The organism is Streptomyces sp. NPDC088354, assembly GCF_044753585.1.
GTDB lineage: Bacteria > Actinomycetota > Actinomycetes > Streptomycetales > Streptomycetaceae > Actinacidiphila.
Map to the genome: position 1 here is coordinate 1 of NZ_JBIVNJ010000051.1, position 14253 is coordinate 14253.

The 14253-nt window shown below is 68.2% G+C and carries 15 protein-coding genes and 1 pseudogene; 8 read left to right on the plus strand and 8 right to left on the minus strand.

All coding sequences use genetic code 11. The features are described from left to right. The first annotated feature begins 552 nt into the window (after positions 1-552). Positions 553-1122 carry a TetR/AcrR family transcriptional regulator gene (locus ACIP98_RS37840; protein WP_401980840.1) on the plus strand — a complete coding sequence of 190 codons (570 nt, stop codon included), beginning with the start codon at positions 553-555 and terminating at the stop codon, positions 1120-1122. Positions 1123-1253: 131 nt separating this feature from the next. On the opposite strand, the gene ACIP98_RS37845 is transcribed toward ACIP98_RS37840, so the two are convergent. Next, the gene (locus tag ACIP98_RS37845; RefSeq protein WP_401980842.1) at positions 1254-1622 is read right to left on the minus strand and encodes a transposase; all 369 of its coding nucleotides are present in this window, start codon (positions 1620-1622) and stop codon (positions 1254-1256) included. A 50-nt stretch (positions 1623-1672) separates the two neighbouring features. Here ACIP98_RS37845 and ACIP98_RS37850 point away from each other — a divergent pair, with 50 nt between their 5' ends. Beyond that, a complete protein-coding gene (locus tag ACIP98_RS37850) occupies positions 1673-2392 on the plus strand; it encodes a DinB family protein (protein ID WP_401980845.1) in 720 nt (239 codons plus the stop codon). Positions 2393-2511: 119 nt separating this feature from the next. Then, positions 2512-2676 carry a hypothetical protein gene (locus ACIP98_RS37855; protein WP_401980847.1) on the plus strand — a complete coding sequence of 55 codons (165 nt, stop codon included), beginning with the start codon at positions 2512-2514 and terminating at the stop codon, positions 2674-2676. 200 nt (positions 2677-2876) lie between these two features. On the opposite strand, the gene ACIP98_RS37860 is transcribed toward ACIP98_RS37855, so the two are convergent. Together ACIP98_RS37860 and ACIP98_RS37865 are read right to left on the minus strand one after the other, a co-directional pair. Next, positions 2877-3203 carry a hypothetical protein gene (locus ACIP98_RS37860; RefSeq protein ID WP_401980849.1) on the minus strand — a complete coding sequence of 109 codons (327 nt, stop codon included), beginning with the start codon at positions 3201-3203 and terminating at the stop codon, positions 2877-2879. Between the two features lie 192 nt (positions 3204-3395). Beyond that, a complete protein-coding gene (locus ACIP98_RS37865; RefSeq protein ID WP_319665747.1) occupies positions 3396-4268 on the minus strand; it encodes an aldo/keto reductase family oxidoreductase in 873 nt (290 codons plus the stop codon). Between the two features lie 129 nt (positions 4269-4397). On the opposite strand from ACIP98_RS37865, the gene ACIP98_RS37870 reads away from it, so the two are divergent. Beyond that, positions 4398-4841, plus strand: a complete 444-nt coding sequence (locus ACIP98_RS37870; RefSeq protein ID WP_319665748.1) for a helix-turn-helix domain-containing protein — start codon at positions 4398-4400, stop codon at positions 4839-4841. A gap of 266 nt (positions 4842-5107) precedes the next feature. On the opposite strand, the gene ACIP98_RS37875 is transcribed toward ACIP98_RS37870, so the two are convergent. After that, positions 5108-5506, minus strand: coding sequence for a VOC family protein (locus ACIP98_RS37875; RefSeq protein WP_319665749.1), 399 nt, complete (start codon positions 5504-5506; stop codon positions 5108-5110). 90 nt (positions 5507-5596) lie between these two features. Here ACIP98_RS37875 and ACIP98_RS37880 point away from each other — a divergent pair, with 90 nt between their 5' ends. Together ACIP98_RS37880 and ACIP98_RS37885 are read left to right on the plus strand one after the other, a co-directional pair. After that, positions 5597-6589 (plus strand): helix-turn-helix transcriptional regulator, encoded by a 993-nt coding sequence (locus tag ACIP98_RS37880; protein ID WP_401980852.1) that lies wholly within the window; start codon positions 5597-5599, stop codon positions 6587-6589. A 761-nt stretch (positions 6590-7350) separates the two neighbouring features. Further along, positions 7351-8625, plus strand: coding sequence for an MFS transporter (locus tag ACIP98_RS37885; RefSeq protein WP_401980854.1), 1275 nt, complete (start codon positions 7351-7353; stop codon positions 8623-8625). A gap of 132 nt (positions 8626-8757) precedes the next feature. Here ACIP98_RS37885 and ACIP98_RS37890 read toward each other — a convergent pair whose 3' ends face one another. The 3 genes and pseudogenes from ACIP98_RS37890 to ACIP98_RS37900 form a co-directional block, all read right to left on the minus strand. Then, on the minus strand, positions 8758-9078 hold the full coding sequence (locus tag ACIP98_RS37890; RefSeq protein WP_319665752.1) for a MafI family immunity protein: 321 nt from the start codon (positions 9076-9078) through the stop codon (positions 8758-8760). 95 nt (positions 9079-9173) lie between these two features. Further along, positions 9174-9359 (minus strand): annotated as a pseudogene (locus tag ACIP98_RS37895) (IS630 family transposase); the annotation flags it as partial. Between the two features lie 234 nt (positions 9360-9593). Then, entirely contained in the window at positions 9594-10211 is a 618-nt protein-coding gene (locus tag ACIP98_RS37900) for a TetR/AcrR family transcriptional regulator (protein ID WP_401980856.1), read from the minus strand. A gap of 154 nt (positions 10212-10365) precedes the next feature. Here ACIP98_RS37900 and ACIP98_RS37905 point away from each other — a divergent pair, with 154 nt between their 5' ends. Together ACIP98_RS37905 and ACIP98_RS37910 are read left to right on the plus strand one after the other, a co-directional pair. Next, positions 10366-11226: an enoyl-CoA hydratase/isomerase family protein gene (locus tag ACIP98_RS37905; protein WP_401980858.1), complete on the plus strand. Its 861-nt coding sequence runs from the start codon at positions 10366-10368 to the stop codon at positions 11224-11226. A 799-nt stretch (positions 11227-12025) separates the two neighbouring features. Beyond that, a complete protein-coding gene (locus tag ACIP98_RS37910; protein ID WP_319665756.1) occupies positions 12026-12682 on the plus strand; it encodes a TetR/AcrR family transcriptional regulator in 657 nt (218 codons plus the stop codon). Positions 12683-12732: 50 nt separating this feature from the next. Here ACIP98_RS37910 and ACIP98_RS37915 read toward each other — a convergent pair whose 3' ends face one another. Next, positions 12733-14244: an MFS transporter gene (locus ACIP98_RS37915; protein ID WP_401980861.1), complete on the minus strand. Its 1512-nt coding sequence runs from the start codon at positions 14242-14244 to the stop codon at positions 12733-12735. Between the last annotated feature and the right edge of the window lie 9 nt (positions 14245-14253).

Sequence of the window (14253 nt, forward strand, 5' to 3'; positions counted from 1 at the left end):
CGCCGAACGCGGGCACCGGCGGCAACAGCGGCGCCGGTGGTCCTCTCAACCCCGGTGACGCTGGCGGCAACGGATACGTCGTCATCTGGTGGTAGCGGACTTCCGTCTCGCCTGACCCGCGCCACGGCGCAGCACAGCGGCCCGGACCCCCACCGTGGGGATCCGGGCCGCCGCTGTGTGCGCTCAGGCCGCCGGTGTTGTCTTGCGGGGCCGCCCGCCTTGCGGTCCCATCCCGCCGCGAACTGCTGGATGGACTCCCGCGTCCAGACCGGCCCCGAGTTGAGCTCGGTGATCGGCTTCGGGAAGTCGCCCCGCGCCCCGAGTTGCTTGCGAGTTCGTTGGGTAGACCTTCGCACACCTTAGACGAACGTCCGTCCAAAAAGCGACTCGGGTTCTCTGGACAGCACCCCGTGGGCGCCGAAGGCAGCGGTCGAGTGGGAGGTGGTCTACACTGGACGGTCGGTCGTCCAAGAGGGGCTGCTCATGTCTGTTGAGGCGACAGGGACTCGCGCTCGCCGTACGCGGAGCAATGGCGAGCGGAGCCGGCACGCCGTGTTGTCCGCAGCACCCGCGGAAGCGACCGTGCACGGCCTCCAAGGCCTCACCATCGGAATGCTGGCCGACAAGCTAGGCATGAGCAAGTCGTCACTGCACGCACTCTTCGGATCCAAAGAAGAGCTGGAACTGGCCATCATCGAACAGGCCCGTCTGGTTTACGACAAAGAGATTGTCCAGCCTGCCCTCCAGGAATCCGATCCTCTGAAAAAGCTCCTCGCTCTGTGCGAGAACTGGCTCTCCTTCGTCGAACGGGACATTTTCCCGGGCGGCTGCTTCTTCGCCGCCGCGAACTCGGAGTACGACACCCGCCCAGGAGCCGTCCGCGACCAGCTCGTACTCCTCTACAGTCGTTGGACCGAACTGGTCAACGCCGTCGTCGCGGAATCACAGGAAGCCGGCAGGCTGTCCGGCGAGCAGTCACCGCAGGAACTGACGTTCCAGGTCCTCGCTATCCTGCGTCAGGCGAACGACATGTACCTGCTGTATCAGGACGCGAGCCACATCGAGATGGGCCGCACCATCGTGAGACGCCTCCTGGGCATCGACGTGCATGCCGGGCGATGAAGGGATCATGAAAGTTCCCTTTTCCGCTCGTCCGCCGTTTTCCCGGTAGCGCCGAGGCTCTCCCCCAGGACCGATGGTGGCCCAGGATCCCCCGTCCCAGAAGGTGGGGAAGTGACGACGGGCCGACGTGTTCACCCATTGCCCCGTGCGATAAGGCGCTCCAGACGCTGTCGCAGTGGCTGCGCAGCCAGCGCGACAGTGCCCGGCTGAACCACACCCAGCTGGCCCGTCGCCAGGTCCTCGTCCGCGTCTGCCTGGGCCGCCAGCGCGGTGAACACCCGCTCCCAGGACCCGTCGACAGCCCACCTCCGCAAGCGGTCGTAGACAGCACGCCAGTTGCCGCACTTCTCTGGCAGGTGCACCCGCTGCGTCCCGGTCTGGAACGTGAATGCGATCGCGTCGATCACCGCGCGATGGTCACGCCAGCGGCCACCACGCTTCGGTGCCCGGTCCGGGAATAACGGCCCAATCCGCGCCCACTGCACGTCAGTCAACGGCACACCCGACGAACGACCAGCTGATCCGAACGAAACTGCCTAGTATGCAGAGCATGACGAGGTATGTTGACGAGGATCTGCACGGTGCGGAGTTCCGCGAGTGCGATCTGACCGGGGCACGCCTGATCGGCGTCGTCATGCAGGATGCCGTGATCGACGGCCTCATCACCAACCTCGTAGTGAACGGTGTCGAGGTCACCGAATACGTCGAGGCAGAGCTCGACCGGCGTCATCCGGTCCGGGTACTGATCCGCTCCGAGGACCCTGCCGATCTGCGTGAGGCATCGCGTCAGCTCCATGCCGGCTGGGCCGCCACGATCGAGCGAATCCGCCGTACGCCCGACATCGAGCGCCGCAGCGTGAACGACGAGTGGTCGGCGGTGCAGACGATGCGCCACCTTGTCTTCGTCCACGACTCGTGGTTCCGCCGCTGCTGCCTGGGCTCGACGGAACTGTTCACGCCGATGGGCATCGGGACGACCGCCGAGCCCTACCGCGGAGCGCACGGGCTTGACCTCTCGCTCGATCCGACCCTCGACGAGATCGTCAGCGTGCGTGACGTACAGGCCGCCGAACTCGAGGCCTGGCTCGACGAGGTCACCGCTGTGCAGCTCGCAGCGCGAGCGCCGGTCCCCGACGACGATGTCTGGCCGCCGTACGCCCGGGGACGCTCGGTACGGCAGTGCCTCGGCACCGTGCTCAACGAGACCTTCGAACACCACGGCTTCTGCGTCCGTGACCTCGACCTGATCCAGGCGCAGGACGCCAAATAGGGCCGGCTACGGACCCAGCATCCTGCCCCACCCCTGACGAACCGTCAGGCAGGGCCGAATCAAAGGTGGGTGCCTGCCCGGTAAGGGTCCCCTGGGGGTGGGTGGGCATGCGTGCGAAAGTGCCCGCAATCTGGAGGCGGACCTGCAGCGGGAGGTATTCGACCGCGTCGCCGCGGGACGAGGCACTCCACGACTGGGGTGGAGTCCATGAGGAGTTGCACCAGTTCGTGCTCATCGACCGATCAGCCGGGCGCATCACGCTGCTGGTCGCGGCCGACGACTGACCAGGCGGCACAACGACGGGCGGTGCGCCGACCGACCGATGGTGTCGGCAGCGAAAGCCGCCCCGTGAAGTGGGGGTTGATCGCTGCTGCGCGCGGTCGTGCCAAGCCTCGGGATGCATGTGTCATGCGGTGGCCCGGTCCCTGAGAGGGCTCCCTTCCAGGGACCGGGCGAGGCGAGTGCTGAGATTACCGAGTGTGCGTCAGCGGGAAGTGGCACGACGGAGGTGCGAGGTGATCACCCCGCCGACCTGGGCAAGGGCAGTCGCTGAGTTCATTTCGTAGTGCACGCACTGCAGGTCGGCGTTGATCACCCGGCCGGTGGTGTGGGCCTGCCAGACATCGCCGCTGGGGTGTTCCTCGTGCTTGCCGAGCACAGCGGTGAAGAGCAGTAGATCGCCGTCCACCTTTCCGGGTACGTGTGCGTGCATCAGTCGCAGGTTGTGCACGAAGGTGTCCGCGACCGCTGCCCGGACGTGGTCGTCCGCGCCCACGGTGTCCGGACCGGGCTCGCGGATCAGCTCGGCCACCTCGTTCTCGGTCTCCTCGGCCGAGGGGGTCTTCGTGGCGGGGCCGGACGAAGCCAGTGCCGGCCTCGCGCAGGCTGCGGGCCTGCAGTCCGCAGATCGGCACGCCCACTGTCGTCCGTGGCCGGTCCCTGCACCGGGCCCGGATATCCCGGGGCCGCCCCCTCGACAGGGGCGGTCCCCGGAATACCGCCGTCAGCGGCCGATCTTGTCCAGCTCAGTGAGGTCGTCCTCGGAGAGCGAGAGTCGCGCGCCGGCGATGTTCTCGCGCAGGTGCGTCACCGACGAGGTGCCGGGAATGAGGAGGATGTTCGGTGATCTCCGCAGCAGCCAGGCAAGGGCTACCGACATCGGCGTCGCGTCGAGCCGGGTGGCCACGATGGAGAGTGCTGTGGACTGCAGGGGGGTGAAGCCGCCGAGCGGGAAGAAGGGCACGTAGGCGACGCCCTTGCCGGCGAGGTCGTCGATCAGCTCGTCGTCCTGGCGGTAGGCAAGGTTGTACATGTTCTGCACGCATACGATCGGGGCGATCGCTTGCGCCTCGGCGACCTGGTCCGCCGTCACGTTGCTGACTCCCAGGTGTCGGATCAGGCCCTGCCGCTGGAGTTCGACGAGAGTCTCGAACGCCTCGGCGAGCGAGCCGGGACGGGGGCCCAGAGCGTCGCCGACCCGGAGGTTGACCACGTCGAGGGCGTCGAGGCCGAGGTCCTCGAGGTTCTCGTGGACGAACCGGCGCAGGTCTTCCGGCCGCCGGGCGGGCGGCCAGCCGCCCTGCTCATCGCGGGTAGCGCCGACCTTGGTCACGACGTGCAGCGAGTCAGGATAGGGGCGCAGGGCCTCACGGATCAGCTGGTTGGTGACGCGTGGTCCATACGCTCCGGCGGTGTCGATGTGAGTGATGCCGAGGTCGACGGCCTCCCGCAGGACGGCGAGCGCGCCATCGTGGTCTGCGGGCGGACCCATGACCCCGGGTCCGGCGAGCTGCATGGCCCCGTAGCCGAAGCGGGTGACGGTCAGACCGCCCAAGGTCCAAGTGCCCCCGGGCAGAGGCGTGGAGATCGTGCTCATGCCTTGTCTTTCGTGTCGGGTCAGGCGTGGTGTCAATCGGTACCTTGCCTACTATTGGGATGTTGCACCCTGATCGGAAGAAGGCACCTTGGAGTGCGTAGGTCACCCGAAGGAGAGAGGAACGAATTGATGGCGACGATGACGGCTGCCCAGCAGAGGGCGCAAGCCAAAGTGGAGTACGACGCCTTCCTGGCGGCATGCCCCAGCCGCAAGCTGCTCGACCGGATCTCCGACAAATGGGTCACGCTGGTTTTGGCTGCGCTGGGCAGTGACGCTCCGCATGAGCCCGGCGCAGACTGCGCCGGCGAGCCCCGGGTGATGCGCTATTCGGAGCTGCTGCGCCTTCTGGCCGGCGTCAGCCAGAAGATGCTCACTCAGACGCTGCGCGCCTTGGAGCGTGACGGCCTGGTGAGCCGGGCCGTCACGCCGACGGTGCCGGTCACGGTCTCATACGAGCTGACCGAACTTGGCCTGTCGTTGTACGAGACGATGCGCCAGGTCAAGGCCTGGGCCGAGGTGCACATGGACGAAGTGCTTGCCAACCGTGAGACCTACGACACGCACCTTGCCTGAGTGCCAGTCCTGCGGTCGAGGCAGTGGGGACGCGGCCGTCCGGCGGACGCCGGGTGTCACGCTCCCTCGGGGTGCCACGCCGCGTGTCACGGCGGCGTGACACCCGCAACGCCCAATCCCGGTGAGCGTCACACCCGTCCCGGCTGGTGGGCGCGCTCGCCGCAGGCCGCGCAGCCGGCTGTCCGGTGACAATGAACCCGGACGGTTTGCCAACGAAGTGGGACCGACGGCGAAACCGTGTGCCTGCTGGGCGGCTGTGTTGTCGCTCAGCGAGCGAACTTCTCGATGGCGGCCGGTGTGACGGGGGTGAAGAAGTTGACGAGGTTGCCGTCTGGGTCGCGGAACAGGAGCGAACGGTTGCCCCAGGGCATCGTGGTGGGTTCGTTCACGAAGTCCTCAACGAAGCCGGTCAGGTTCTTGTGCACGCTGTCCACGTCGTCGACAAGGAATTCGAGGATGACGCTGTGGTTGTCGGCCGGGCGGGCGGAGCCGGGCGCGAACAGGGGGACAGTGCGGGTGCTGCCGATCGCGAGGGTGGCCGAGGCGGTCCTGAGCTCCGCGAAGTCCTCGTTGGACCAGTCGGCAGATGCGCCGGTGGCGTACTCGTAAAAGCTGACGAGGCGGGCGACGTCGCCCGTGATGATGCGGATAGAGACAAAGTCCATGGTTTTCTCCTGGTCCGTCGGTGCTTCCGAACGCAAGCTACGACGAATACCGGGCGGAACCCGCCCGGTATATGCGGGAGACTTCATGGCATGCCTCGCCCCGTTGCCCGCGTGCTCGCCCTGCTGGAACTCCTGCAGTCGGGCGGAACCCGCACTGTGACCGAACTCGCCGATCGGCTCGACGTCGACGAACGCACCGTACGGCGATACGTCGGTCACCTCCTCGACCTCGATGTGCCCGTCGAGTCGGTGCGCGGCCGTTACGGCGGCTACCGCCTCGCCCCCGGTTTCCGCATGCCTCCGCTCATGCTGAGCGACGACGAAGCGCTCGCCGTGCTGCTCGGCCTGGTCGCGGGTCGGCGAGCCGGCTTGGCCACGGACACGGCGAGTGAGACGGCGGCGGCCAAGATCCGACGAGTGCTGCCCGAGCGGCTGAGCCGCAGGCTCGACGCCGTGCTCGGTTCCCTTGCCTTCACTGATCGGCCCGGCGAGGCAGTCGCCCCGGAATCCACGGTCCTGCTCGCGATCGCCGACGCGGTCAACCATCACCGGCCGCTCTCGATCCGGTACACAGCCGCTGACGGCCGGCGCAGCGAACGTACACTTCACCCGCACGGGGTCGTCGCCCACTCGGGCCGGTGGTACGTCACGGCTGCGGATCTCACGGCCGGCGAGGACCGGACATTCCGGCTGGATCGCATCACCGGGGTGAGAACCCTGCCTGGCTCGTTCGAGCCACCCGCGGGACTCGACCCGGCGAAGCGCGTACTGACCGGGCTCGCCACAGCTCCCTACCGGCATGAGGTAACCCTGCGGATCCAGGGGACGGCCGAGCAGATCCACACCCGGCTTCCCGCCGGCATCGCGATCGTGGAGGAACTCCCCCCGAGCAGCGCGGATCCGCAGACCGCGCGCTGGTCCCGCGTCGGACTCCGGGTGGAACGGCTCGACTGGCTGCCGGCTGTCCTCGCCTCGCTGGACCGGCCCTTCATCGTCGAACGCCCGGATGAGCTCCGCGGCCTCGTCGAAGCTCTCGCCGAACGGCTCACGAACTCTGCCCGGCGAAGCCCACCTCACGAATGACGGATCGCTCACCCCTCCCCCCTCCCCCTGCGGTACCGGTCAGCCCTGCGCCGCTCGGATACGAGACCTGGGCTATGTCGCGCCGTCGAAGCCACACCGCCAGATGGTGCGGGGGGGACCAGCTCCACCGACCGCTCAGCTGGTCAGAGCCTGTACGGCCGCCTGGTGGAGGTGGCGCGGGAAGTGAGGGCCTGGGCCGCTCGCGGGGCGGGTTCACCAGCAAAGCCCACCTGAGCGCCGATGGCCGCTGCCGTCCGTTGTCCCTGATCGTCACGCCGGGACAGCGGGCCTATTGCACTCAGTTCACGAAGGTGCCGGCCACGATGCGCGTTCCCAGGCGAAGCACTCCCAGGTGCCGCATACAGACCAGGAGTCCGTCCAGCCCCCCGCCAAAGGCGGCCCAACGGCCAACCCTCGACGCTCATCCGCGGGTACCTGCGACGCCGGGGTATCCAGCACACCATCCCGAAGAAGGCCGACAGCCAGGCCGCCCGCCTGCAGCAGCACTCACCATCCGGCTCAGAACATCATCGGCCGGACAAGCCCTGGCCGTCGAAGGGGCTCCGGGAGACTCTGTCGATATCAAGTATCTTGACATCAAGGTATTGGATCGGCAGACTCGCAGTCTCTTGACGTCAAGAGATTCTTTCTGAAGGGGCCGTGTGATGCATGGAACGCCGCGGAGTCGATCGGCACGGGGGCGCGGCGGGGGGCTGCGGGCGCAGCTGCGCGATCCCCCAGGAGGCCGTGACGCACGGACCATGCTTGTCGCGCTGATGCTGGATCGGACCGGGACCGGCGTGTGGTCGGCAGTCTCAGTCTTGTACTTCACCTTCGTGGTCGGCCTGGACGCCGGGCACATCGGTTTGCTGCTGGGCGCTGCGGGAGCCGCCGGCATCGCCGGGTCTCCGGTCGGCGGCCGATTGGCAGGCCGCCATAGCCTGCGCACTCTGCTGATTGGAGCCCATCTGCTCCGGATGGCAGCGGTCGCTCTACTGCTGGTCTGCGACAGCTTCGCCACCCTGCTGCCCGTTGTCACTCTCCTCTCTATCGCGGATCGCGCCGCCAGAACATGGGAAATGCTCTTCGCTACTCGGGTGGCGGGCGAGCAGCGGGTGACGTATCGAGCCCTTTCGCGCGTGACGATGAACATTGGCTACGCGGTCGGGGCGGGGATCGCCGCCCTCGGTATCGCGGTCGGAACCCGGGATGCTTACAGCGCACTGGTGATGGGTGATGCGGTCTCTTTCCTCATCGCGGCGCTCATCGTCGGTCGCACTCGAGAAGTAAGCGGTGTGCCGGGCAAAACGGAGAGGCCACAGCGATCCGAGCCCGCAGTGGAAAGTCGAGCGTCTGCACCCACTCCCTGGCGCGACCTGGGCTATCTGCGCTTCGTACTGCTCGACACACCACTCAATCTGGACAGCACAATCCTCAGCGTCGGTCTCCCGCTGTGGCTGTTCAATCACACCACAGCACCGCACACGGTCGTCCCAACTTTTCTCATTATCAACACCGTGCTGGTGGTCGTCTTTCAGATGCCGGTATCGAGGAGGATCGACAGCCCGCGCCGTGCGGGCTGGGCAGTCGTCGCCTATGGCTCGACGTTGCTCGCCTGCTGCGTTCTCGTCGCACTCTCGCCGGCCGGCGGAGCGGTGTTCTCGACGGTCCTGATGCTTGCCGCGGCGGGCCTGGTCACCGGGGCGGAGTTGATGCGAGCGGTGAGCTCCTGGGAATTGGCAGTCTGTCTCGCACCGAACCAGGCGCAGCCCGCGTATCTGGGCGTGGCAGGTCTGTCCGCATCCGTTGCGCAGTCGGTTGGGCCGTTGTTGCTGGCCGACGCCGTGATGGTCGCGGGACCCGTGGGCTGGCTCGCGCTAGGGGCGGCAGTGATGGGTCTGTCTGAAGTGCAGCGCCGTTCCTCCCTGTCCCGACTGAATGCGATGACGTCGGGTTCAAAGCCCTCGAGTTCGCCCCACGCGGGCCACGGCTCGGGGGCCGACGGGGTCAGCGCGACCGATGCAGCGCATGCGTAGGGCGTGCGGAGGTCGAAGAGTGCGCCCGAAGGATCGCATGCATCACCCCTGCCTCCCCGGTTGGCACTTCGGGCCCGAGGCCGCCCACGTACGCCTGGTGCTCCGACCGGGAAGGTTCGCCGGGTTGGTGGGTCATTCCTGCTCGGAGGCAGCGGCGAGGTGACGGCGACAGAGGTCGGCAGCCGTGAGGTGGGACCTGTGCAGGGCATCGCTGTACAGCCGCATCTCCCGCGCCGCTCGGTCCAGGTGCTGCCAGAAACGGAGGGGTAGGTCGAGGTCGTCACCGAGATCGACCAGGCAGTCGAAGGCGAGTCCCAACTCGTTGTGCTCCAAGAGCTCCAGCGTCGCTGAGAGATCGATGTCCGGCAGGCGTGTGAGGTGGGCTCGGGCGGCGTCGAGGTCGTCACGGGTCCGATTCCAGCTGGCCTGCAGAGCCCTGCGATCATCGGTCATGGCGCCAGTGTCGCCGGTGCTCTGGTCGAGGTCACGCGACTTTCGTTGGTCGTCCGCCCATCCGCAGCCCTTCTCGCTGCGGATGCGAGCAGCCACAACTCGACCCGGTTCTTCTTCGCCCAGCGCCGGATCTTGTCGCCCTTGTGGGCGGAGAGATTGTCCAGGATGACATAGATCGGGGCACCGTCCGGGCGGGCCGCTCGGATCGACCTGAGTGCGGCCAGGGTGTTGCCGGCTCCCTTCTTGGGGCGGTTGACGCCCCACAGGGTGTCGTCACCGATGTCCACCTGCTGACCTCCCTCGCCCCCGCCGGCGGGCAGCAGCCCGCTGCCGCCATCGACCTGCCGCCAGGCCGCGACGTCGACGCCTGCCACCGATCGCAGGACAGTCGGGGCCGACACAGATCGTGACGCCCTGCTCGCGCCGACCGGGCTGAGGCGGACGTCGATGACGAACTGTCCGAAACCCTGCTCACGGAGAACAGGCAGGGCGGCAGCAATGCCGTACAGCACGCCTTACGACGGAGCGTCCGTCTGCCGGCATGTCGGGGTCGAGAAGGCGGCGAACGCAGTGTCCAGCAGTTTGCCGAGGTCATCTTCGCCGCCGCTCGCACTCCATTGCCCGAGGACGATCCACAAGCATTCGAGCGCCGCGGCTACGCGAACGTTGGCGATGACCGATGAGCCGACGGTCGAGCCGGCTGTCTTCTGCAGTCGGGCGACGATCTCTGGCCGCCATTCAGCCTGCTTCTCGCGGAGGCGTGCGCACAGGGCCGGGGTCTGCTCGATGAGGCCGAGGATCGTCGCGAGTTCCTGGACGTCGCGTACGAGGAACGTCACGGCTGACTCCAGGGCGTTGCGCAGCCTGCTCCAATCGTCCTGGTCGGCCCGCTCGGCATCGAGCGCGTCGGTGATGACGTCACCGACAGGATCGAAGACGAACAGGACCACGTCTTCCTTGGTGCCGAAGTAGCGCAGGAAGGTGCTCCGCGACACCCCGCCGGCTTCGGCGAGGTCGGCGAAGGTGACCTGGTTGAAGCCGGTGAGGCAGAACCGGTTGAACGCGACGCGGGCCAGCTCTGCTCGCACCGCATGGCGGCCGATCTCACGGGTACCGACTGGCGCTGCGCTCATGGGGACGAGTGTACTCCGACACACTCGTTTGCTTCTTCGGATACAGGTCTCTAAGTTGATACTCAGTGTCAGCCGCGATGCTGAGACTCACAACGACGTCTTGAGCCGGCGGCCCGGTGCCGGGCCGTCCCTTACCTCGAAATGGAGCCACCTCATGAGCTACGAAGACCTTCCCGCCCTGAAGATCGCCGTCTTGGACGGGGTCGCGACGGTGACCATCGATCACCCGCCGCTCAATCTGATGGACGCGGTCCTCCTGCCCTCACTCCGGGCATTCGTCGCGCGTGTGCGGGACGACGCCGACGTCCGCGTCATCGTCTTCGAGAGCGCTGACCCGGAGTTCTTCGTTGCGCACGGTGACATGGCCTACCTCACCGACCCTGACGCGCTGCCTGCTGCCACTCGCGCCGCGATCGCGGCTGCACCGAGCTCGGCCATCCCCGAGGGCCTGAACATCCTCCAGGCAATGAGCGAGGAGGTCCGTTCACTGCCGCAGATCACCATCGGCAAGCTCGCCGGCTTCGCACGCGGCGCGGGAAACGAGTTCTTCATGTCCCTGGACATGCGATTCGCGGCGATCGGCAAGTCGGGGCAGGCGCAGCCGGAGTCCCTGATGGGGATCCTCCCCGGAGGCGGCGGCACGGTGAACATGACGCGCCTGGCAGGGAGGGCCCGCGCACTGGAGCTCATCCTCGGCGCCGAACTCGTGGGCGCGGAGCTCGCCGAACGGTACGGTCTGATCAACCGTGCCCTGCCCGCTGCAGAAATCGATTCCTTCGTCGACACCCTCGCCCGACGGATCGCCGGCCTGCGGCCAGAGGTGATCCCCATCACCAAGGCTGCGGTCGACGCGGTCGCGCAGCCGATCTCTCGTGCGGCGTACGCCGTTGAGAACAAGGGCCTGTTCGCGGCGTTCGGCGATGAGGTCACCGAGCTCGCCCACAAGCTGCTCGCCGCTGGTATCCAGACCCGGGAGGGCGAACGGGACCACGAGCGCATCGCCAACAGCATCTGAGCGCCGCCGGCGCGGTCCGGCTGGCGACGCTGACTGACGACGGACCCTCCGGCGCGTTCTCCTCCTGGGACGGAAAACCGGTCCCCTGGTGGCCGCCCAGCAGCGTCTGCCTGCCGCCGCCGTCACCGCCGCTGTTGCTTCGGGTGACCTGCGGGCGATCCGTGGCGCCGACGGCACCACGCCGTGGTCGCGCCGACCGACACCGCAGGTCTGCCGGAGCAGGTCGTGGGCGAGGTCGAGGGAGCCGTGCGGCACCTGCCGGCGGGCCGGGACGACTGGTCGCTGGACGACGCCGGATGGAGGGACCCGGGGCCGGGAGGCGACACGGACGACCTGGAGCTGCCGCGGGCGCGACGCGCAGCCGCCCTTACCCCGCGTCCACCCATGTCCCGGACACGGCGGGTTCAAGCAGTCCGGCAGTTCCTCGCGCGTCGGGCGGCAGGAACACGGCCGGCACCAGCCCGCGGGCTTCGACGGCCGACGGCCTGCGGGTGCTGGGCTTGCCCGCCGCGTTCGTCACCGTGCACGCAGGCGCACTCCCCGTCGACCTCGTACTCCCCCGCGTGTGATTCACCGCCCGACAGGCCCAACTACTCGCCGAAGCCGTCGGCAACGGCCTGCGCTCCGCCTCCGGCACACACCGCCCCGGCCCGCCCGGACCTCGGCCCGTGTCGCCGGCTCCCTGCCCGGCCATCCAGTACCCGGCTACAGCGGAGCAATCCGCTCCCACGGCGGCCGGTGCGGAAGCGGAGGTGCTGCTCCGCTCAGCTAGGCTGGGGTCAGTCGAGGGAGGTCGGACGTGGGCGAGCCGGAAGAGCCCGGACAGTCGGTGCGGCCCCGGCGCAAGGACGCCGCGCGCAACCGGGAGGCGCTGATTGCCGCCGGACGGGAGTTGTTCGATGCGGGCGGCCTCAGCCCTACCCTTGACAATGTCGCGCTGCGGGCCGGAGTCGGTGTGGGCACCGCCTACCGGCACTTCGCCAACAAGTACGAACTGGCTGACGCCGTTCTTGCCGAGTCGTTCGATGCCATGTTGGCGGAGGCCGAGCGGGCGGCGGCGCACAAGGACGGCCTGGCCGGGCTGGCGGCGTTCTTCGAGGCGGTCCTGCGGCCGCAGGCAGCCAAGCGCGCGCTCCTGGACTTCCTGCGCAGTGCCCCCGAGAGCCCACTGCTGCCGGATGTCCGTACCCGGGTCGAGGCGTGCATCGAGCAGTTGCTGAAGCGTGGACAGGCCCAGGGCACGATCCGTGCCGAGGTCACGTCGACGGACATCGGCGTGCTGATGTCCCTGCTGACAACACTCATCGATACCTACGGCAGGGTGTCCCCCGACCTCTGGCGCCGGTTCGTCCCCCTCCTGCTCGACGGCCTGCGTTCCGACGCTCCCACTCCGCTGCCCGTCCCGCCCCTGGGTCGCGGGGAGTTCCTCGCCCTGGTCGAGGGCGAAGGGGACTGACACCGCGGGAGCGCACTGCCGGCGGGGGTGCAGGCCGTGCAGGGGGCCGCTCACTGGAAGGCCGGTGCCGCGGGCTGGGGCCCGGACGGCTCGGCGGCTACGGCCAAAGACGTCTTCGGCCTGATCAGCGCGGTGCAGAGTGCAGCGGTGAGCGCGAAGGTAGCGGCGCCCCACCAGAAGCCCGTCGCGTACCCGTGGACGGCAGCGCGGGCGAGCAGCGACGGGCCGGCCGGACCGTGGGAGCGCAGATAGCCGCTGGTCGCCGACGCGACAAACGTGCTGATGACAGCTACTCCGAGCGCCGTGCCGATCTGCTGGCCGACATTGTTCATGCTGCCGGCGGTCCCTGCGTCGCGCGGGTCGTCCGGGACGCTGCCGATGGTCACGGCGATGACGAAGTAGACGCCGATACCGACGCCGACCAGCACGAGTCCGGGGAGAACGCGGGACGCGTATGCGGCCTGGACGTCCACCCTGGTGAGCAGTGCGGCCCCGAACGCCGACAGGACCAGTCCTGCGGCGACGATGGTCCGGGCGGTGAGGCGCGGGAGCAGGGCACTTTGGGCGATGGTGGCGCCGACCGCGATCCCGACGGGCAGGGGAAGGAAGGCGAGGCCGGTTCTGATGGGGGTGTAGCCGAGGATTCCCTGGAAGTAGTAGGTCAGGAAGAGGAACAGCGCGAACAGCGCGGCGCTGCCCAGCAGCAGGCTCAGATAGGCCGCGCCGCGGTTCCGGTCGAGCACCACCCGCAGGGGGACGAGCGGATTGACCGCGCGGCGTTCGACGGTGACGAACCCGGCGAGGAGAATCGCGCCGCCGACGAGGGAGCCGATCGTGAGTGCGGAGCCCCAGCCGTCCTTCTCGGCCTGGGCGCTGCCGAACACGAGCAGGAACAGACCACCCGACGCCAGCAGCACACCGGGAAGATCCAGGCGCGGCCGGTCCGGGTCGGCGGAGTTCGTCATCAAGGTGAGCGCGCCGACAAGGGCGACAGCGGCGAAGGCGATGTTGACGAACATCGTCCACCGCCAGTCCAGGTAACTGGTGAGCAGCCCTCCCAGCAGCAGGCCGAGGGCACCGGAGCCGCCGCCGACGGCGCCGAACACAGCAAACGCCTTGTTGCGTTCGGCGTGGTCGGTGAAGGTGACGGTGATCAGGGAGACCGCGGTGGGCGCCAGTGCGGCGGCGAACACTCCCTGCAGAGTACGCGCGATCAGTAGTACGGCCGTGTCAGGGGCGGCGCCGGCGAGTGCGGAGAACACACCGAAGCCCACGAGGCCCACGATGAAGACCCGTTTGCGTCCTACCAGGTCGGCCAGCCGTCCTCCGAGCGGAAGCAGGCTGCCGAAGGCGAGGACGTAGGCGGTCACCACCCACTGCCGGGTCGCGTCGGAGAAGTGCAGCCCCGCCTGGGCCGAGGGGAGCGCCACGTTGATGACGGTGGCGTCGATCAGGATCATCACCTGGGAGATCAGGACCACCAGCAGGATCAGCCATCGGTGTGCGTAGTGCGGATCGGCGGTTGCTGACGGAGTTCCCGCCGGTTCTTCGGATCGGTTCATGCCTGCAGC